The organism is Streptomyces sp. NBC_01306 (genome assembly GCF_026340465.1).
Taxonomy (GTDB): domain Bacteria; phylum Actinomycetota; class Actinomycetes; order Streptomycetales; family Streptomycetaceae; genus Streptomyces.
This window is the reverse complement of the sequence record NZ_JAPEPC010000001.1, coordinates 1,960,005-1,979,740: the sequence shown is the minus strand read 5'-3', so window position 1 is coordinate 1,979,740 and position 19,736 is coordinate 1,960,005. Positions and strand designations below refer to the sequence as shown.

The window sequence follows — 19,736 nt, the reverse complement described above, 5'->3', positions numbered from 1 at the left end:
CCGGTGAGTTCCCCAGATCCGCAGGTTCGCGCAGCGCGAAACCTCTCAACCAAGCCCTCCCGAGGACCCGTCGTCGCGGTCACCGGAGCCGCCTCCGGTACCGGTGCCCTGCTGACCCGGCGGCTGGCCGAGTCCGACGAGGTCAAGCGGGTCGTGGCCATGGACGAGCGGCGCGGCGACGTGGCCGAGGCCCAGTGGCACATCCTTGACGTGCGCGACCCGGCGATCGCCGAGAAGCTGCGCGGCGCAGACGTCGTGGTGCACCTCGCGCTCGACCTCGATCTGGAGACCGACGCGGCCGCCCGTTCCGCCTACAACGTCCGCGGCACCCAGACGGTCCTGACGGCCGCCGCTGCCGCCGGTGTCCACCGTGTCGTGCTCTGCACGTCGGCGATGGTCTACGGCGCCCTGCCGGACAACGACATCCCGCTCTCCGAGGACGCCGAACTGCGGGCGACCGCCGAGGCCACCGGTGTCAGTGACCTGCTGGAGATCGAGCGGCTCGGCCGCCGCGCGCCGCGTGCGCACCCCGGTCTGAACGTCACCGTGGTCAGGCCCACGGTCCTGGTGGGCGGTACGGACACCGCGCTGACCCGCTACTTCGAGTCCCCCCGGCTGCTCGTGGTCGCGGGCACCCGCCCCACCTGGCAGTTCTGCCATGTGGACGACCTGGTCAGCGCGCTGGAGTACGCCGCGCTCGAAAAGGTCGACGGGGAGTTCGCGGTCGGCTGCGACGGCTGGCTGGAACAGGACGAGGTCGAGGAGCTCAGCGGCATCCGCCGGATGGAACTGCCGTCCGCCGTCGCCCTCGGCGCCGCCGCCCGGCTGCACCGGATCGGCCTCACCCCGTCGCCCGCCGGTGACCTGGCGTACACAATGCACCCCTGGGTGGTCAGTGTCGGCAGGCTGCACGACGCGGGCTGGCGGCCCCGGTGGACCAACGAGGACGTCCTCGCGGAGCTCCTGGAGGAGGTCGCCGGGCGGCACACCGTCGCGGGCCGCAGGCTCGGCCGCAAGGACGCCACTGCCGCGGGCGCGGCGGGCGCGACGGTCGCCCTGCTCGGTACGGCGGCACTGGTGCGCCGGGCCCGCCGGGCGCGTCGGGGCCGTATCTGACGGTGCCCCGGCCGACCGCACGGCCGGGCGGCCGGCCGTCCACGGGCCGGCCCTGTAGGACGCTCCAAGGGGCAGGCGCCGCTACCGGTCGAAAGCGCCCTTACGTGCTGTCGGCCCCGTACGGCACCATTGACGTCATGGCACTCACCGACGACCACCCCGGCGAACACGCGGCTCAGGACCCCATCCGGCTGCTGGCGATCCGTGACACCCCGCTCAGCATCGACGAGGTGTTCAAGGCCGTGGGTGACGAGGCGGCCGGCGGCACGGCGCTCTTCGTCGGTACGGTGCGCAACCACGACGGCGGCACCGACGTCGACGCCCTCGGCTACTCCTGCCACCCCTCCGCCGAGGACGAGATGCGCCGGGTCGCCGAGCGGGTCACCGAGAAGTTCCCGGTGCGGGCGCTGGCCGCGATCCACCGGGTGGGCGATCTCGCGGTGGGCGACCTCGCCGTGGTGGCCGCGGTGTCCTGCGCGCACCGCAACGAGGCGTTCGAGGCGTGCCGGATGCTGATCGACGACCTGAAGCACGAAGTGCCGATCTGGAAGCACCAGACGTTCTCGAACGGCACGGAGGAGTGGGTCGGTATCTGACCCCGTTCCGGGCCGGGCCACCTCTATCGGGTGACGCTTTCCGCCATGTGATCGATTTGCGTAACCGCACCCCTGCCGTGAGCGTTGGAGCAGCAGATGACTAATCTGCTGATCAGTCGGTTCGCGACTGTTCACGGGGGTCCGGAGGTCGGTTATGGGTGCGCTCGCCTGGTTGCTGATTCCGCTCTTCGCCGCGGTGGGAGCTGCCCTGTGGGGCAAGTGGGCCACGCGGCAGCGCACGGCCGGTGACGGAGCCGAACTCGCCGGCTACGCCCGGTTCCGGGAGGCGATGGAGAAGGAGAGCGCCGACTCCGAGACGCCCTCTGACGCTGCTGGTGCCGCGGCACCGGGCGGCGCGGCCTGATCCGGCCCGACCTGATCCGGGCCCCGGCCCCGAGCGGTGCGCCACAGACTGGTCCCGTACTGTCGTTCCATGCCACGCCGCACCCTGACGCTGCTCACGTCCACTCTCGTGCTGATCGCCCTGCTGTGCGGCGGAGTGTTCCTCACCGTCCCGTACGCCGAGATGAGCCCGGGGCCGACCGTGAACACGCTCGGCAAGGCGGGCGGCCAGCCGGTTCTGCAGATCGCCGGCCGCAAGACGTACCCGACGACCGGTCACCTCAACATGGTGACCGTCAGGGTCACCCGCTCCGACTACCGCATGAACCTGGTCGAGGCGGTCTACGGCTGGCTCGCGCACGACAGTGTGGTCGTTCCGCACGACACCCTGTACCCGGAGGGCACGACCGAGCAGCAGTCGACGCAGCAGAACGCCGAGGAGTTCAGCCAGTCCCAGGAGAGCGCCAAGGTCGCCGCCCTGGACGAGCTGGGTATCCCCGTGAAGTCGCGGACCGTGGTCTCCACGGTGGTCAAGGGCAGCCCCGCGCAGGGCAAGCTGCACGCGGGCGATGTGATCAAGGACGTGGACGGCAAGGCCGTCACCGAGCCCGCCGACGTGGCGAAGCTGGTCACCCAGCACAAGCCGGGCCAGTCGGTCGTCTTCACCGTCGTGCCGGCCGGTACCGCGGCCGCCGCGGAGAAGGCGGGCGCCGAGCCGAAGGGCACGAAGAACGTGTCCATCGTCACCGAGAAGGCCCCCGCACCGGACCCGGGCCGGGCCATCGTCGGCATCCAGGCGGGCACCGACCACACCTTCCCGTTCCACATCGACATCAAGCTCGCCGATGTGGGCGGCCCCAGCGCCGGGCTGATGTTCTCCCTCGGCCTCGTCGACAAGCTGACGCCGGGCGACCTGACCGGCGGCAAGTTCGTCGCCGGTACGGGCACCATCGACGACAAGGGCGTGGTCGGGCCGATCGGCGGCATCGAGATGAAGCTCGTCGCCGCGCGTCAGGCGGGCGCCCGGTACTTCCTGACGCCCAGCGACAACTGCGCTGCGGCCGCCGCCGACACCCCGTCGGGCCTCACCCTGGTGAAGGTGAAGGCGATGAAGGACGCGAAGCAGGCGATGGACAAGATCCGCTCCGGGGACACCGCCGGACTGCCCAGCTGCTCTGCCAAGTAGCCACGCGGGCGTCTTCGTGTACGTACGCGCGTGAAGAGGCGGTACGCACACAGCCGCATGGACACGTGGCGGAGCAGCCCGGCCGCCCGTCCCGCCGCTTACGCCTCGAACGTCACCGAGAGCGCCTCGGCGAGGCCGGGGACCAGCTCCGAGCCGGTGAGCACCTCGTTCGGCGAGTCCTTCGCGCGCAGCCGCAGCGCCGACTCACGGGTGCCGTCCCGCAGTACCGCCACGGTCATCCGGACCTCCTGCCGGTCCGGGTGCTGGGCCACCCAGGCCGTCAGCTGCGCCTCGTCCATCCCGTCCGGTACGGACGCCTCGGCCGACGGCGGCAGCATCAGCCGCTCCACCGTCATCGCGCAGCCGGCCACCGCGTCGGGCCAGGCGATGGTGGCGAGGAACTCGTCGAGCGGGGTGGTGTCCGGGATCTCGTCCTGTTCGACGGGGGTCAGCGACGCGGCGGGCTCGCCGTCATCGAGACCGAGCTGGGCGGCCAGGCCCGGTTCCTGGGTGCGGAGCTTCGCGGTGTCCACGAGTGCGAAGAGTCGGGCGGGCTGGTCCCAGCCGAGACCGGACGCGTACTCGTCGATTTCGAGCACCGCCACGGTGAGCGGACTGGCGGCCATCGGAGGGCCTGAGGGCGAAGAAAGGTTGGGCATGGGCAATATCCTGCCCTCTTCCACCCCGGGAACGGGAACTGGGTAAAGCCTCAGTAAGTTGCATGAGTGGGCTCTACGATCGCGGGGCCTGCTCCACACGACCGCAAACTTCGAGGTGCGCACGTTGGCTTTCCAGATGCCGGACCGCGGCGGAGGCCCGACCGGGCCACGGATCAGAGTGGGACGGCCGTCCCGCGGCGCCCGGACCCTGCTGATGACACTGGGCGTGCTGATCGTCCTGGCCATGGCGTTCATCATGTTCGCCGGGTTCTGGACCGACTGGCTCTGGTACAGATCCGTCGACTACTCATCCGTCTTCACCACCACCCTGTGGACGAAGATCGGGCTCTTCCTCGTCTTCGGCGTACTGATGGGGGCCGCCGTCGGCCTCAACATCTGGCTGGCGCACCGGCTCCGGCCGCCGCTGAGCGCGATGTCGCTGGAGCAGCAGAACCTCGACCGCTACCGGATGGGCATCGCCCCGTACAAGAAGTGGCTGCTGCTCGGGGTGACGGCGGTCGTCGGGCTGATCGCCGGTGCCTCCGCCTCCGGGCAGTGGCGCACCTGGCTGATGTTCGTCAACGGTGTGCCGTTCGGGCAGAAGGACCCCCAGTTCAAGCTGGACGTGTCCTTCTACACCTTCGATCTGCCCTGGTACCGCTTCCTGCTGGGCTTCGGCTTCGCCGCCGCGGTGCTCTCGCTGATCGCCGCCGCGCTGGTGCACTACCTGTACGGAGGGCTGCGCGTCACGAGCCCCGGCGCGCGCGCCACATCGGCGGCCACCGGCCATCTGTCGGTGCTGCTCGGTATCTTCGTGGCGTTCAAGGCCGTGGCGTACTGGCTCGACCGGTACGGACTCGCGGTCAAGTCCAGCGACTTCAAGGCCACGGGCAACTGGACGGGCCTGCGGTATGTGGACGCCAACGCCTATCTCCCGGCGAAGACGATCCTGTTCTGCATCGCGGTCATCTGCGCGCTGCTGTTCTTCGCGACGCTCTGGCGCCGCACCTGGCAGCTGCCGGTGATCGGCTTCGGTCTGATGGTGCTCTCGGCGATCCTGATCGGCGGGCTCTACCCGGCGATCGTGCAGAAGTTCACGGTCCAGCCGAACGAGCAGGCCAAGGAAGCGCCGTACATCCAGAAGAACATCAAGGCCACGCGCCAGGCGTACAACATCGACGACACCAAGGTCGACCAGTACTCGGGCAAGAGCAACACCAAGGACACGACCAAGCAGCGCAACGACGCGAACTCGGCGGCCAGCTACCGGCTGATCGACCCGAACGTCGTCTCGCCGACCTTCCAGCAGCAGGAACAGAAGCGGAAGTACTACGGCTTCCCCGCGACGCTGGACGTGGACCGGTACAACGGCCAGGACACGGTGATCGGGCTGCGCGAGCTGAACATCGCGGGCATCCCGAAGCACAACTGGATCAACGACCACTTCACGTACACCCACGGCTACGGCGCCATCGCGGCCAAGGGCACGGCCACGGACAGCAACGGAGCCCCGGTCTTCACCGAGTCCGGCCTGCCGACCTCGGGATCTCTCCCCGACTACCGGCAGCGGATCTACTACGGCGAGAAGACCACCCAGTACTCGATCGTCGGGGGCCCGCAGAAGGAACTCGACTACGAGAGCAACGGTGAGAAGAACACCAGTTACCAGGGCAAGAGCGGGGTGGACATCTCCAACCCGCTGAACCGCGCCGCGTACGCGGTGGCCTTCAACGAGCCGCAGATGCTCTACTCGGGAGCGATCGGCAAGGGTTCGAAGATCCTCTACAACCGCACGCCGAAGCAGCGCGTCGAGGCGGTCGCCCCCTGGCTGACCATCGACGGCGACTCCTATCCGGCGGTGGTGGACGGGAAAATCCAGTGGGTTGTCGACGCATACACCACCACCAATGGATATCCGTACGCATCCCGTACGACGCTCGGTGACAGCACGGCCGACTCGCTGACCGACAACCAGCGGGCGGTGGTCGCCCAGCAGAACCGGGTCAACTACATCCGCAACTCGGTGAAGGCCACGGTCGACGCCTACACCGGCCAGGTGAAGCTGTACCAGTGGGACACCAAGGACCCGGTCCTCAAGACCTGGATGAAGGCGTTCCCGCACACGGTCAAGCCGAAGGCGGACATCCCGGCCGACCTGAAGGCCCATCTGCGTTATCCGCAGGACATGTTCAAGGTCCAGCGCGAGATGCTGGCGCTCTACCACGTCGAGGACCCGAAGCAGTTCTACAGCGGCAGTGATGCCTGGCAGGTGCCCAACGACCCGACGACCAGGGACAACAGGGCCGTACCGCCCTACTATCTGTCGCTGAGGATGCCGGGCCAGAAGGGCGACAAACAGCAGTTCTCGCTCACCACGACGTTCACCCCCAGCGGGCGCCCGAACCTGGGCGGCTTCATGGCGGTGGACGCGGACGCCGCGAGCCCTGACTACGGCACGATCAGACTCCTCAGAGTCAACTCCGAAGTGCCGGGCCCCGAACAGGTGCAGAACAAGCTCAACGGCCTGGCGAGCGTGGGCAACTTCGTCCGGGACATGAAGGGCGCCGACTCGGACATCGAGTACGGGAACCTGCTCACGGTGCCACTGGACGGAGGGTTCCTCTACGTCGAGCCGGTGTACGCCCAGGGCAACAACGCGCACTATCCGCTGCTGAAGAAGGTGGCCGTCTCGTACGCGGACGCCGACTCACCGGACGGAGACACCACGGCGTTCGAGGACACCCTGCCCCAGGCGCTGGACAAGGTCTTCGGGGTGGCCGGGCAGGAGACGAACCCGCCGTCGACCGGGAACACCACGAGACCGCCGGCGAACGGCACGGTGAAGAAGGCCATCGCCGACGCCCAGCAGGCGTACGAGGACGGTCAGGCCGCGCTGGCGAAGAAGCCGCAGGACTGGAGCGCCTACGGCAAGGCGCAGAAGGACCTGCAGGACGCCCTCCAGCGGGCGTCCGACGCAGGGGCCAAGGTCAAGCCGAGCGGCAAGAGCGGCTGACCGGTAGCCGGGCCCGGGCCTGATCAGGGGGAAAAGCCCTGATCAGGCCCGATCGCGGGGCGGTAAAGCGGCCCCCCGTGCCGTGGTACGGTTGCAACACAACGGCGCGGGGTGGAGCAGCTCGGTAGCTCGCTGGGCTCATAACCCAGAGGTCGCAGGTTCAAATCCTGTCCCCGCTACTGAAGTCGAAGGCCCGGATCTCGAAAGAGATCCGGGCCTTCTTCATGCGTGTCCGAAGCGGCTGCCCGGTTGCCCGTGCGTGCGACTCCTGTGAAGAAGGCGTTGCCTACGGGAAGTTGGGACTGGTTCATGTTTCACTTACCGCGCTGCGGGAAGTCGACAAAACGCTGTAGTGACCTAGTCGACTGCGATATACCAGGTGTGCGCGAGTTGCACGTAGTGGGACGATGGTGCTTATGGGGGACAGGGCAACTCTGTTGGAGACAGGGCGGTTTGTGCAGAGGCACGCCGAGGACGACCACGACGCCGTCGACGCGGAGGAAACGGCTGACGCCGAGACGGAGGCACGGCACCGGAGCGGTGCCGAGAGCGGTGAAACCGCGTCGATGAGCGTACTGGGTGCGCTGCTGCTGCGCCGCGGGGACCTCGACGGCGCGGAGCGCTGGCTGCGCGCCGCCACCGGGGAGGGGGACCGGGCCGCGGCCAACAACCTGGGCGTGCTGCTGCACCAGCGCGGTTACGCCGAGGAGGCGGCCGGCTGGTGGCGCATCGCCGCAGTCGCGGGCTCCGCCGCCGCGGCCCACGCGCTGGGCAGACACCACCGGGAACGCGGCGACGAGCCCGCCGCCGAATACTGGCTGCGCCAGTCCGCCGAGTCGGGCCACGCGCTGGGGGCGTACGCCCTCGCGGACCTGCTGGAGCACCGCGGTGACATCGGTGCGGAGCGCTGGCTGCGCGCCGCCGCCGAGCAGGGCCACCGGGAGGCCGCCTACCGGCTTGCGCGCGCACTGGACCGCGCTGCCGCGGGCAAGGCCCCCGCGGCCGAGGCCGAGCGGTGGTACCGGCAGGCCGCCGCGCGCGGCCACCGCCGCGCCGCGCTGCACCTCGGCGTGATCCTGGAGAAGCGCGGCGAGCTCAAGGAGGCCGGCCGCTGGTACCTGACGTCCGCCAAGGACGGCGAGGCCCGCGCGGCCTGCGCGCTCGGCTTCCTGCTGCGCGACGCGGGCGACGAGGAGAGCGCCGCCGTCTGGTGGCTGCGTGCCGCCCAGGACGGTGACGGGAACGCGGCCAACGCACTGGGCGCGCTGCACGCCGCCCGCGGCGAGCAGCAGACCGCTGAGCGCTGGTACCGGGCCGCCATGGACGCGGGCGACGTCAACGGCGCGTACAACCTGGCCCTGCTCTGCGCCGCCCAGGAGCGGACGGCGCAGGCCGAGCAGTGGTACCGCCGCGCCGCCTATGCCGGGCACCGGGAGGCGGCCAACGCGCTCGCCGTCCTGCTCCTGCAGAACGGCGACCCGGCCGGCGCGGAGCCGTGGTTCTCCAAGGCGGCCGAGGCGGGCAGCGTGGACGCCGCCTTCAACCTGGGCATCCTGCACGCCGGCCGGGACGACGACCGCGGCGCCTTCGTCTGGTACGAGCGGGCGGCCGCGGCCGGGCACACCGAGGCCGCGCTCCAGGTCGGCATAGCGCTGCTCAGGGACGGCGAGGAGCACACCGCGGAGCGCCACCTGCGCTGCGCCGCGGGCGGCGGCAGCACCGAGGCGGCCTTCCGGCTCGGCGCGCTGCTCGACGCCAGGATGCCGCCGCCGGGCCCGCCCGTGCTCGGCGAGCCCGTCACCGAGAAGAGCGAGTGCGAGGAGTGGTACGAGCGCGCCGCCGAGCAGGGGCACCGCCGTGCCCAGGTCCGGGTCGGGATGCTCGCCGCCTCCCGCAACGACGTCGAGGCCGCTGCGGGCTGGTACCGCGAGGCGGCCGAGGCGGGCAGCCGCAACGGTGCCTTCAACCTCGGGCTGCTGCTGGCCCGCGAGGGGAACGAGCGCGAGGCCGGTCTCTGGTGGGCCAGGGCAGCCAACGCCGGGCACGGCCGGGCCGCCCTGCGCCTCGCCCTGCTCGCCATCCGCCGGGGTGAGCTGGGCGAGGGGCAGAAGTGGTGCAACCGTGCCGTGGAGCTCGGCCCCGCCGAGGTCGCCGAGCGCGCGGCGCGGCTCAGCGAGGCGCTGCGCCAGGAGCTCACCGCGTGACAGCGCGGCCGGTCGTGCGCAGGGGCCGGTCGCCGCTGTCACCGGCCGGCCGGCCCGCCCCGCCCGTCCTGCCCCGCCCGTCCCGTCCTGCCCGCGGGAACGGATTTGCACTGGTCGTCGGTCCCCACGTAGGGTTACAAACACAACGGCGCGGGGTGGAGCAGCTCGGTAGCTCGCTGGGCTCATAACCCAGAGGTCGCAGGTTCAAATCCTGTCCCCGCTACTGAAGACCGAAGGCCCGGACTCGGAAGAGTCCGGGCCTTCGGCATGTTTCCGCATGTTTCGGCATGTACGGCTGTCAGCCGTGCGTCGCGCGTATCAGGGCTTGTGGCCCACCGCCTCCCCGTACAGCGAGCGGTCCACCACCTTGTTCTCGGGCAGCGGGTCGCCCTGCTCGACCCCGGCGTCCCGGTACGCCTTCTGCAGCCGGTCCGTCGTGCCCTTGCGGATCTCCCAGTCCATCCGGAGCGACGGTGTCGCGGTCAGCACCGACTTGTCGGTCTTCAGCAGCTCGGCCAGCGAGGCGGTGAAGACCTTGTCGGCCTTGTAGTCGCCGGCGAAGTACGTGTTCACGGTCCGGATGTACGCCCGCAGGAAGGCGACACCCGCGTCCGGGTCCTTGGTCAGCAGATTCGGGCCGAAGAGCAGACCGCCGAGCGGTTCGCCCAGCGGCTGGCCGCCCAGGAAGGTGTACTTCGCGTTCCCGTCGACCTTGCGCCAGACCGGGTCGAGCAGCCAGGCCGAGTCGACCCCGCCGTTCTGCAGCGCCGTCAGGACGTCCGCCGAGCCGAGCTGCTGGAAGCCGATCGAGTTGAGACTGCCGCCGTGCTTCTGGAGGGCCTTCTCCATCGCGTAGGTGACGACCGACCCCTTGCCGATCATCGTGCCCATCTTGCTGCCCTTCATGGTCACCGACGAAGGGGACTCACCGTCCTTCACCCGCGCCCACAGGCCGCTCTTGGACGCCGGGTCGGGGGAGAAGTTCCCGGCGACCCACTTGATGTCGAACCCGCCTCGGATGCCGTTCATCACGGCTGCCTCGGGCGCCGCCCACTGCGCGTCGATATCGCCCTTGGCGAGGAGCGGGAGACCGTCCGGCGTCGGCAGCACCTTCAGCTGGACGTCCAGTCCCTCCTTCTTGAACTCGCCCTTCTCCACGGCCACTTCGAGCGGTGCGACATACTCCGCGGCCAGCGTTCCGGTCGCGACGACCAGCTTGCGTTTCTTCGCCAGCGGCCGGGGGGCGGGCGCGCCCTTCGTACAGCGGGCCGGTGCCCGGCCGGGGGCGAGGTCGGACGGGTCGGTCCAGCCCTTGGCGCAGCCCGCTACGGCTCTCACCGGGCGGGGCTTCGCAGCGGGCGCCGGCCCGCTGCTGTCGTGTTTCGCGCACCCGGCGGAGACGAGCAGGGAACCGGCGACGAACAGGGTCGTGCAGAGCGTGCTGATACGCATGGAGCCTCCGTACGTACGGACATGGGGGCTGCGGATGAACCCGGTCGGGCGGACGGGCCGGTGTTCAGGACTGGCTGCGACCGCGGTCGCGCGGAGCCCAGGGAGTGAGCAACCGGCCGGCGATCCGCACCAGTTCGGAGAAGAGCACCCCGAGGACGGCCACACAGACGATCCCGACGAACATCACGTCGTTCTGGAAGAGCGCGCGGGAGTCGAAGATCAGATGTCCCAGGCCGTTGGACGCCGCGATCTGCTCGGACGCGACGATGACGAGCACCGCCACCCCCGCCGCGATCCGGGCCCCGACGAGCACCGCGGGCAGTGAGGCCGGCAGCAGGACGTGCCGGAACATCTGCCACGGTGACGCGCCGAAGACCTGCCCCGCGTCGCGGTGCCCGGCGGGGACGGCGAGCACCGCCGCCATCGTGGAGATCCAGACGAAGAAGAAGACCGTGGCGGCGACCAGCGCGATCTGCGGCCCCTCGCCCAGTCCGAACATGTTGAGGAAGACCGGCAGCAGAGCGAGCTTCGGGACCACGTACAGCGCGTCGAGCAGCGGTTCCAGCGCTGCCCGTACGAGTGCGAGCGAGCCCATCAGCAGGCCGAGTACATACCCCGAAACGGTGCCGATCGCATAGCCGCCGAGCACCCGCTTGAGCGTGGCCCACACATCGGGCCAGAGCACGCCCTGGGCGGCGCGGTCCCAGCCGTCGGAGAGGATGGTGGACGGTGCGGGGTAGACCCGGTCGTCGATCCAGGACCGGTCCGCCGCCAGCTGCCAGAGCAGGATCAGGACCACGGGTACGGCGACGGCGAGTGCCAGCTCCAGGGTGCGGCGCCTGCGGTGGGTGCGCACGGGGTGGAGTTCCTGCGGGCCCGGCCGTCTGACCAGCAGCCCGTCCTTCGGGACCTTGACCGCTGTGCTCATGCGGGGACCGCCTCTCCGCGTACCTCGCCGCGCAGCAGCTCCCACAGCTCGGACTTCAGCTCGGTGAACTCGGGCGTCGACCGCATGTCGCCGGACCGGGGCCGGGGGAACGGCGGCCGGCGCTCGGCGATGATCCGGCCGGGGCGCGCCGACATCACCAGGACGCGGTCGCCCAGGACGATGGCCTCTTCGAGGCTGTGGGTGATGAAGAGGGCCGTGGTGCGGGTGGTCTGGGTGAGTTCGAGCAGCTCGTCCTGGAGGATGGTGCGCAGCTGTGCGTCGAGAGCCGCGAACGGCTCGTCCATCAGCAGGATCTCGGGCTCCACGGCGAGGGCGCGGGCGATGGCGACGCGCTGGCGCATACCGCCGGAGAGGGCCGCGGGGTAGGCGTCGGCGAAGTCGGCAAGGCCGATACGGGCCAGCCAGTCGCGGGCGCGGCGGTCGGCCTCCTTGCGCGGTACGCGCTGGATGTCGAGGCCGAACCGGACGTTGGCCAGGACGTTCTTCCAGTCGTAGATGCCGTAGTCCTGGAAGATCATCGCGGCCGGGCGGGCGGACGTGGTGCGGATGGCCAGCTCACCGGTGCTGGGGCGCAGCAGTCCGGCCGCGATCCGCAGCAGGGTGGACTTGCCGCAGCCCGACGGTCCGACGATGCAGGTGAACTCGCCGGGGGCGATGTCCAGATCGATGGGTCCGAGGGCGTCCAGGGCAGTGCGGCCGCGGCCGAAGGCGCGGGTGAGGGACCGGGCGTGGAGTTTCACGGACCGGTCGGGTGCTGGTTCGGGGGTGAGTGGGGGCGGGTGCGGGTCTCCCACGGGATGTCTCCTTGCGGAGGGTGCGGACGGATGATCGCCGCAGGATATGACGGGTCGTCAGATACTGGAAGGGGCGTGCACGCACGACGAAGCCCCGGGGGATGTTCGCCCCGGGGCTTCGCTGGAGGTGCGGGTGTGGGTCAGGCTGCGGCGCAGGCCGGGCAGATGCCCCGGTATGTCACCTCTACGTCGGAGATCGTGAAGCCGAAGCGCTCCGCGTCCGGGAGGTCCGTCAGGGGGTTGCCCGCGGGGTGCACATCACGGATGGAGCCGCACTGGGCGCAGACCAGGTGCTGGTGCGGCCGGTGTGCGTTCGGGTCGTACCGCTTGGCGCGGCGGTCCGTGGAGACCTCGATCACCTCGCCGAGGACGACCATCTCGCCCAGGGTGTTGTAGACCGTTGCCCGGGAGATCTCCGGCAGCCTCGACGCGGCGCGGGCGTGCACCTCGTCGGCGGTCAGATGCACGTGGTCCCCGTCGAGGACCTCGGCCACGACGCGGCGCTGGGCGGTCATCCGCCAGCCGCGGTCGCGCAGGCGTTCCAACAGGTCACTCATAAGGCCCAGCCTAACAGGAGAGAGGGTCGAGTCCCGAACTGGTGTGACTTTGGACTATCACTTGACTTAGACAAAGTCCATCGTAGGATCGGGAACGGCACACGCCAAGGGACAGGACCTATCAGGTATGACGCAGGAGGCGCTCGTGACGCAGGGACCACTCACCACGGAGACCGGAGCTCCGGTAGGCGACAACCAGAACAGCGAGACCGCGGGCGCCGGCGGTCCCGTTCTGGTTCAGGACCAGCTGCTCCTCGAAAAGCTCGCGCACTTCAACCGTGAGCGCATCCCGGAGCGCATCGTGCACGCCCGCGGCGCCGGTGCGTACGGCACCTTCACGCTGACCCGCGACGTCTCGCAGTGGACGCGCGCGAAGTTCCTCTCCGAGGTCGGCAAGCAGACCGAGACCTTCCTGCGTTTCTCGACCGTGGCGGGCAACCTCGGCTCGGCGGACGCGGTGCGCGACCCCCGCGGCTTCGCGCTGAAGTTCTACACGGAGGAGGGGAACTACGACCTGGTCGGGAACAACACACCCGTCTTCTTCATCAAGGACGCCATCAAGTTCCCCGACTTCATCCACACCCAGAAGCGCGACCCGTACACCGGTTCGCAGGAGGCCGACAACGTCTGGGACTTCTGGGGCCTCAGCCCCGAGTCGACCCACCAGGTGACGTGGCTCTTCGGTGACCGCGGTATCCCGGCGTCGTTCCGCCACATGAACGGGTACGGCTCGCACACGTACCAGTGGAACAACGCGGCCGGCGAGGCCTTCTGGGTCAAGTACCACTTCAAGACCGACCAGGGGATCAAGAACCTCACCACCGACGAGGCCAACCGCCTCTCGGGTGTGGACCCCGACAGTCACCAGCGCGACCTGCGTGAGTCCATCGAGCGCGGTGAGTTCCCGTCCTGGACCGTGCAGATCCAGGTCATGCCGGCGGCCGACGCGGCCAACTACCGCTTCAACCCGTTCGACCTGACCAAGGTCTGGCCGCACGAGGACTACCCGCCGATCGAGATCGGCAAGCTGGAGCTCAACCGCAACCCGGAGAACATCTTCGCGGAGGTCGAGCAGTCCACCTTCTCGCCGGCCAACTTCGTTCCGGGCATCGGTCCTTCGCCGGACAAGATGCTGCAGGGCCGTCTCTTCGCGTACGGCGACGCCCACCGCTACCGCGTCGGCATCAACGCCGACCACCTGCCGGTGAACCGCCCGCACGCCGCCGAGGCGAACACCAACTACCGGGACGGCGTGCTGTACGACGGCCGTCACAAGGGCACCAAGAACTACGAGCCGAACAGCTTCGGCGGCCCCTTCCAGACGGACCAGCCGCTCTGGAAGTCCACCCAGGTCAGCGGCGCCACGGGCAACCACCCGGCGCCGAGCCACGCGGAGGACGACGACTTCGTCCAGCCCGGCAACCTCTACCGTCAGATGACCGAGGACGAGAAGGGCAGGCTCGTCGAGAACCTGGCCGGCTTCATCTCGCAGGTCTCGCGGGACGACATCGCCGAGCGTGCGGTCAACAACTTCCGCCAGGCCGACGGTGACCTCGGCAAGCGGCTGGAGGCGGCGGTCCAGGCCCTGCGCGCCTGAACCGCGGCGGCCGGCCGGCGCGCCGGCTGAGCAGCAAGCCGGATGAGGGCCGGATCTCTGCGGGGGTCCGGCCCTTCCGGCTACATCGAGCCGTCCGGGCCGACGAGTTGACGGCGTCGGACGGACGGGTCAGCCGAGCAGGTCGGTCGGACGGGTGGCGTCGGGCGGGTCGGTCGGACGGATCAGGAGGAGACCAGCGCCGCGGCCTCGCGCCTGTCCGGCGCCCAGCAGCGGATGATGTCGCGCACCGACACGACGCCGACCGGGCCGACACCGTCGAGCACGATCAGATGGCGGAAGCCGCCGTTCGACATCGCCGCGGCCGCTTCCTCCAGGGTCCAGGAGGGCGCCGCGAAGACGACGTCCGTGGTCGTGTGGGCGCCCGCGGTCTCCCGGTCGGGGTCGAGGCCGCCGCCGACGGCGTTGAGGATGTCGCGCTCGGTGAGAATGCCGACCCCGCAGGTGTCGGGGTCGAGGACGACAGCCGCACCGATACGGCGTGCGGACATCAGAGTGGCGGACTGTCGGAGCGTGTGCGCGGGGCCGATGGTGAGGACCACCGTGCTCATGGCGTCGCGGACGAGCATGGGGAGTGCCACCTCCTGGGGGAATCCAGCATGCGCCTGAATTCACAAGTTCACAAGTGGGGGGACTCTTAGAGTCGCATCAGCTCGTGAACCCGGCAAGGGTCCGGGAGGGTGAAGTCCTGGGCGGTTGTTCGTTGTTCAGTAGCGCTGGTTGAGATAGCCCAGCAGATCCTGGTGGAGCAGCCCGTTCGACGCGGCCGCGTTGCCGCCCTCGACCCCGCGCACCCCGTCCAGGCTGGTGAACTCGCCGCCGGCCTCCTGGACGACGATGGCGGTGGCCGCCATGTCCCAGAGCGAGAGCTCCGGCTCGGCGCAGATGTCCACCGAGCCCTCGGCGACCATCATGTACGGCCAGAAGTCCCCGTACCCACGGGTCCGCCAGCAGTCCCGGGTCAGATCCAGGAAGCCGTCGAGGCGCCCCTGCGCCTCCCAGCCGCCCAGCGAGGCGTACGCGAACGAGGCGTCCGAGACCTTGGAGACCTTGGAGACGTGCAGCCGGGTGGCCGAGGTCAGGCTGCGCCCGGTGTACGCGCCGCCGCCCTTCGCGGCCCACCAGCGGCGGCCGAGCGCCGGCGCGGAGACCACGCCGACCACCGGTTCGTGGCCCTCGTCGCCCGCCACGGCCAGGGAGATCAGGGTGGCCCAGACCGGGACCCCGCGTACGTAGTTCTTGGTGCCGTCGATCGGGTCGATGATCCAGCGACGGGGGCCCGTGCCCGACAGGCCGAACTCCTCACCGAGGATCGCGTCGCGGGGCCTGGCGCGCTGGAGCTGTCCGCGGATCAGCTCCTCGGCGCCCTTGTCGGCCTCCGTCACGGGGGTCATGTCCGGCTTCGTCTCGACCTTCAGGTCGAGGGCCTTGAACCGGTCCATGGTCGCCGCGTCGGCGGCGTCCGCGAGGACATGGGCGAGGCGCAGATCATCGTGGTAGTCGGGCATGGTCGTCACAGTATCCACCGGGCCCCCGATCGAGCCACAGGGCCCTGTCGGCGGCGGTGCGGCGCCAGGGCCACCCGGCCCGTCGCGGCGCTGGGTATTGACACCCCCGCGGCCTCCGTCAACTCTGAGCGCAGAGCCGTACCGCCCCCGGAGGCGACGATGCCCGCAGCGCGCGAATCCCTGCTCGACTCCGCCCTCGCGGCCCTCGCCGACCGCGACTGGCCCGGCGTGCGCATGGTGGATGTGGCGTCAGCGGCGGGGGTCTCCCGGCAGACCCTCTACAACGAGTTCGGAACCAAGGACGGCCTGGCCCGCGCCCTGGTGCGGCGTGAGGCCGACCGGTACCTCCAGGGCGTGGACCGGGCGCTGGCCGGGCCGGCCGCGGAGCGCGAGCGGATGGTGGCTGTCGCCGAGTGGACGGTCGCCGCCGCCCGTTCGCACCCGCTGGTCCGGGCGCTGCTGACCGGCTGCTGGTCCGGGCGGCTGCCCGCGCCCGGCCCCGCACCCCACCGCGCCGGGCACTCCGCCGGGCCGTACGTCCCCGCGCAGCGCCGTGCGGACTCCGGGCCGCCCGCGCCCGGCGAGCTGATCGCGGCGGTACGGCACCGGGCGGCCCTGGTGCTGGCGGCCGGGCACCTCGACGCGGAGGCGGCCGACCTCGTGTACCGCTGCGAGGTGGCCGTACGCCTCGCGCTCTCGCACATCGTCGCACCGGGTGATCTGACCCTCGATCACCTGGTGCGCGACGCCGTGGTGCGGGCGGCGTGAGCGGCGCGGGCTACTTCTTGAGCCAGCCGACCTTGGTGTAGTCCACGTCGGCGAGGCCGGTCGCGCCGTAGTTGGCCAGGCCCTTGCGGATGGCCGAGATCTGCGGGCGCTGGTACAGCTCGATCGAGTGGCCGAGCTTCCAGATCTCCACGTCGGCCTCGTTGTAGAGCTTGATGGCCTTGGCGTGGTCGGTGGTCTCGCCGGCCTGCTTCATCAGTGCGTCGATCTTCGGGGAGCCGACCGAGCCGAAGTTCTGGAAGAGGTTCTTGCCCTTCGGCTGCTGGAAGACCGGGTAGATCCTGCTCGTGTAGACCTCGTCCACATTGCGGAAGCTGACGAGGTCGAAGTTGCCGGTGTCCACGAACCTGGTGAAGTAGTCGTTGGCCGGGACCTTCTTGATCTCGACCCGTACGCCCACCGCGCCGTACATCTGCTGCACCAGCTCGGCCTGGTCCGTCTGCGACGAACTGCCGCCCGCGCTCAGGATGTAGTCGAGGGTGAGTTTCTTGCCGTCCTTGGTGCGCGGCTTGCCCTCGCCCGCGCTCTTCCAGCCCGCCTCGTCCAGCAGCTTCTTCGCCTTCTCGGGGTCGAACTTGTCGAACTCGCTGGTGTTGTCCCGGTAGCCCTGCTGGTTGGGCATGTAGAAGTGGTTGTCCAGCGGCTTGAGTTCGAAGGCGAGGTCCTTGGCGAAGCTCGCGTTGATGCCCTTGCGGTCGGTGGCCGCCTGGAGGGCGTGGCGCACCCGGATGTCCTTGAGCGGACCACGGCCGCCGTTGAGCGTGATGTGCACCTCGTCCCAGCGCGCCCCGCGCCTGATGTCGGTGTCCGGGTCCTTGACCAGCCGCTTGTAGTCCTCGGGCAGCAGTGCGGGGGCCTCGTCCACCTCCTTGTTGAGGTAGGCCTCCGTGTTCGCGCTGAGGTCGAGGACGCGGTAGACGATCGAGGCGAGCTTGGGCTTGTTGCCCCACCACTTGGGGTCCGGGACCAGGGTGACGGTCTGTCCGGTCCTGTCGTACGAGCCGACCTTGAAGGCGGCGCCGGTGACCGGGGCCTTCTGCGTCCAGCCGGTGTTGAACTTCTTGGGCGTGTCGATGTACGCGGCCGGGTACAGCGGGTCGAAGAGGCGCTGCCAGTCGGCGTACGGCGTGGCGAAGGTGATCTTCACGCCATGCGCGTCGGCGCCCTGCTCGACCTTGGATATCTGGCTGTAGCCGGTGGTGTCGGCCGCCTCGTACGCCTTGTCGGTGCCGTTCAGCGCCTTCCACTGGGCGTGGAAGTCCTGCCAGCTCAGCGGCTTTCCGTCGGACCACTTCGCCTTCGGGTTCAGCTGGTAGGTCACCACCTGGGGGCTGGTGGACGTGACCTTCGCCGAGACCACGAAGTTCGGGTTGGGGTGGCCGACCCCCTTGGCGTCCAGGTCGAACAGGTCGGGCAGGATCGCCGCGTCGAGGTCCGCGCCGTCGCTCTGCTGGCCGTCGACCTGGTTGACGTTGTACTGGTCGATCCACTGGTCGATCCCGAACCGCAGCGACCCGCCCTGCTTCAGGTCGCTCACCGGATGCGCGTTGATGTCCTGGCCGTCCACCTGCGGAGCGGCCTGCTTCTTGGCCGAGTCGCCGCCGTCGTCGGAAGAACTGCAGCCCGCCACCGCCAGAGTGGCCGACAGTGCTGCGGCGATGGCGACAACGCTGGTTCTGCGCATCGGTGTTCTTCCTTCGGTTCAAGGTGACCTGATCGAGGCCACAGGCTTCCGAGACGGTAAGGCGATCCCGTTGCCCAGCGGGAGAGCAACGGTGATGCTGTTATGCATTCTTTGCGTGCACGCAACAATTTATGGTCAAGCTGGATCAACAAGCCGACGAAAAGCACCCGATGAACAGCACCGGATGATCGGAACCCGATCAACACCGGGCAAAGGCACCGATGGGGCCTGCCGCGGCCGTGATCCCACCACGATCCCCAGCGCCCGAACCCCAGCGGAGGACCAACACCTGTGGCCGCCTTCCTGGCCAAGCGACTCGGCTACTACGCCGTCCTGTTGCTTGTCGCCATCTGCCTGTCGTACCTGCTGGCCTCACTCGCGCTCGATCCGCGCGCGTACTACGAGGGGCGTCAGCCGCCCCTCTCACCCAGCGCCGTCGACCACCACCTGACCATGCTCGGCGTCAACGACCGCACGCCGCTCCTCACCCGCTTCACCAGCTGGGCCGGACACGCCCTGCGCGGTGATCTGGGGAAGACCATCGACGGGACCTCCGTGGACGCGGAGTTCGGCCGCCGGATCGGGGTCAGCCTGCGGCTGCTGCTCCTGGGCAGCATCCTCGGCACGGTCATCGGGGTACTCGCCGGGGCCTGGACCGCCGTACGCCAGTACCGGCTCTCCGACCGCACGGTCACCCTGATCTCCTTCGTACTGCTCTCCACACCGGTGTTCCTGCTCGCGGTGCTGCTGAAGATCGGCGCGATCTGGTTCAACCAGAAGACCGGCACCGACTTCATCGAGTTCACCGGCGAGAAGACCCCCGGCGTGGACTCCGGATTCCTGGCCGTGCTGAAGGACCGGTCGGTGCATCTGCTGCTGCCGACCATCTCCATCGCGCTCGGCACCATCGCCAGCTACAGCCGCTACCAGCGCTCCACGATGCTCGACGTCCTCGGCTCGGACTATCTGCGCACCGCACGGGCCAAGGGCCTCACCCGGCGCACGGCCCTGCTCAAACACGGGCTGCGGACCGCGCTGATCCCCATGTCGACATACTTCAGCTACGGATTCCTGGCGCTGTTCACCGGCGCCACCTTCACCGAGACGATCTTCGGCTGGCACGGCATGGGCGAGTGGTTCGTCTCCTCCATCGGCAAGAACGACGTCAACTCGGTTGTCGCCGTCAATGTGTTCGCCGCCGTGCTGGTGCTGCTCTCCGGCTTCCTCGCGGACGTCCTGCACGCCGCGCTCGACCCGCGCATCCGGAACGCCTGA

17 protein-coding genes and 2 tRNA genes are annotated in these 19,736 nt (G+C 69.6%); 11 read left to right on the top strand and 8 right to left on the bottom strand.

Features of this window, described 5'->3' with window-relative positions; genetic code table 11:
* Positions 1-3 precede the first annotated feature (3 nt).
* The 4 genes from OG385_RS08460 to OG385_RS08445 all read left to right on the top strand — a co-directional run bounded on the left by OG385_RS08460 (position 4) and on the right by OG385_RS08445 (position 3,240).
* Positions 4-1,116, top strand: coding sequence for an SDR family oxidoreductase (locus OG385_RS08460; RefSeq protein ID WP_266853294.1), 1,113 nt, complete (start codon positions 4-6; stop codon positions 1,114-1,116).
* 137 nt (positions 1,117-1,253) lie between these two features.
* Positions 1,254-1,712, top strand: coding sequence for a molybdenum cofactor biosynthesis protein MoaE (locus OG385_RS08455; protein WP_266853292.1), 459 nt, complete (start codon positions 1,254-1,256; stop codon positions 1,710-1,712).
* A gap of 154 nt (positions 1,713-1,866) precedes the next feature.
* Positions 1,867-2,076 (top strand): hypothetical protein, encoded by a 210-nt coding sequence (locus OG385_RS08450; RefSeq protein WP_266853290.1) that lies wholly within the window; start codon positions 1,867-1,869, stop codon positions 2,074-2,076.
* 69 nt (positions 2,077-2,145) lie between these two features.
* Positions 2,146-3,240 carry a PDZ domain-containing protein gene (locus OG385_RS08445; RefSeq protein ID WP_266853288.1) on the top strand — a complete coding sequence of 365 codons (1,095 nt, stop codon included), beginning with the start codon at positions 2,146-2,148 and terminating at the stop codon, positions 3,238-3,240.
* A gap of 98 nt (positions 3,241-3,338) precedes the next feature.
* Here the strand turns inward: OG385_RS08445 and OG385_RS08440 are convergent, their stop codons facing one another.
* Positions 3,339-3,899, bottom strand: coding sequence for a PPA1309 family protein (locus tag OG385_RS08440; RefSeq protein WP_266853286.1), 561 nt, complete (start codon positions 3,897-3,899; stop codon positions 3,339-3,341).
* Between the two features lie 136 nt (positions 3,900-4,035).
* Here OG385_RS08440 and OG385_RS08435 point away from each other — a divergent pair, with 136 nt between their 5' ends.
* From OG385_RS08435 to OG385_RS08420, 4 genes are all read left to right on the top strand, one after another.
* Positions 4,036-6,912, top strand: a complete 2,877-nt coding sequence (locus tag OG385_RS08435; RefSeq protein ID WP_266860722.1) for a UPF0182 family protein — start codon at positions 4,036-4,038, stop codon at positions 6,910-6,912.
* Between the two features lie 105 nt (positions 6,913-7,017).
* A tRNA-Met gene (locus OG385_RS08430) sits at positions 7,018-7,091 on the top strand.
* A 228-nt stretch (positions 7,092-7,319) separates the two neighbouring features.
* A complete protein-coding gene (locus OG385_RS08425; RefSeq protein WP_266853284.1) occupies positions 7,320-9,116 on the top strand; it encodes a tetratricopeptide repeat protein in 1,797 nt (598 codons plus the stop codon).
* Between the two features lie 149 nt (positions 9,117-9,265).
* Positions 9,266-9,339 (top strand) — tRNA-Met (locus tag OG385_RS08420).
* 95 nt (positions 9,340-9,434) lie between these two features.
* Here the strand turns inward: OG385_RS08420 and OG385_RS08415 are convergent.
* The 4 genes from OG385_RS08415 to OG385_RS08400 form a co-directional block, all read right to left on the bottom strand.
* Complete coding sequence (locus OG385_RS08415; RefSeq protein WP_266853283.1) at positions 9,435-10,568, bottom strand: ABC transporter substrate-binding protein; 1,134 nt, start codon at positions 10,566-10,568, stop codon at positions 9,435-9,437.
* Positions 10,569-10,632: 64 nt separating this feature from the next.
* Positions 10,633-11,496: an ABC transporter permease gene (locus OG385_RS08410; RefSeq protein ID WP_266853281.1), complete on the bottom strand. Its 864-nt coding sequence runs from the start codon at positions 11,494-11,496 to the stop codon at positions 10,633-10,635.
* Positions 11,493-12,257 carry an ABC transporter ATP-binding protein gene (locus tag OG385_RS08405; protein WP_266860720.1) on the bottom strand — a complete coding sequence of 255 codons (765 nt, stop codon included), beginning with the start codon at positions 12,255-12,257 and terminating at the stop codon, positions 11,493-11,495. Before OG385_RS08405 ends, OG385_RS08410 begins: the two co-directional genes overlap by 4 nt.
* A gap of 194 nt (positions 12,258-12,451) precedes the next feature.
* Positions 12,452-12,868 carry a Fur family transcriptional regulator gene (locus OG385_RS08400; protein WP_266853279.1) on the bottom strand — a complete coding sequence of 139 codons (417 nt, stop codon included), beginning with the start codon at positions 12,866-12,868 and terminating at the stop codon, positions 12,452-12,454.
* 127 nt (positions 12,869-12,995) lie between these two features.
* Here OG385_RS08400 and OG385_RS08395 point away from each other — a divergent pair, with 127 nt between their 5' ends.
* Positions 12,996-14,465 (top strand): catalase, encoded by a 1,470-nt coding sequence (locus OG385_RS08395; protein ID WP_323183657.1) that lies wholly within the window; start codon positions 12,996-12,998, stop codon positions 14,463-14,465.
* A gap of 182 nt (positions 14,466-14,647) precedes the next feature.
* Here OG385_RS08395 and OG385_RS08390 read toward each other — a convergent pair whose 3' ends face one another.
* Both OG385_RS08390 and hisN read right to left on the bottom strand, forming a co-directional pair.
* Positions 14,648-15,052: a cyclic nucleotide-binding/CBS domain-containing protein gene (locus OG385_RS08390; protein WP_266853276.1), complete on the bottom strand. Its 405-nt coding sequence runs from the start codon at positions 15,050-15,052 to the stop codon at positions 14,648-14,650.
* Positions 15,053-15,190: 138 nt separating this feature from the next.
* The gene (gene hisN / locus OG385_RS08385) at positions 15,191-15,991 is read right to left on the bottom strand and encodes a histidinol-phosphatase (RefSeq protein WP_266853274.1); all 801 of its coding nucleotides are present in this window, start codon (positions 15,989-15,991) and stop codon (positions 15,191-15,193) included.
* A 159-nt stretch (positions 15,992-16,150) separates the two neighbouring features.
* Here hisN and OG385_RS08380 point away from each other — a divergent pair, with 159 nt between their 5' ends.
* Complete coding sequence (locus OG385_RS08380; protein WP_266853272.1) at positions 16,151-16,759, top strand: TetR/AcrR family transcriptional regulator; 609 nt, start codon at positions 16,151-16,153, stop codon at positions 16,757-16,759.
* A gap of 10 nt (positions 16,760-16,769) precedes the next feature.
* Here the strand turns inward: OG385_RS08380 and OG385_RS08375 are convergent, their stop codons facing one another.
* Positions 16,770-18,461, bottom strand: a complete 1,692-nt coding sequence (locus OG385_RS08375; RefSeq protein ID WP_266853271.1) for an ABC transporter family substrate-binding protein — start codon at positions 18,459-18,461, stop codon at positions 16,770-16,772.
* A gap of 291 nt (positions 18,462-18,752) precedes the next feature.
* Here OG385_RS08375 and OG385_RS08370 point away from each other — a divergent pair, with 291 nt between their 5' ends.
* Positions 18,753-19,736 (top strand): ABC transporter permease, encoded by a 984-nt coding sequence (locus OG385_RS08370; RefSeq protein WP_266853270.1) that lies wholly within the window; start codon positions 18,753-18,755, stop codon positions 19,734-19,736.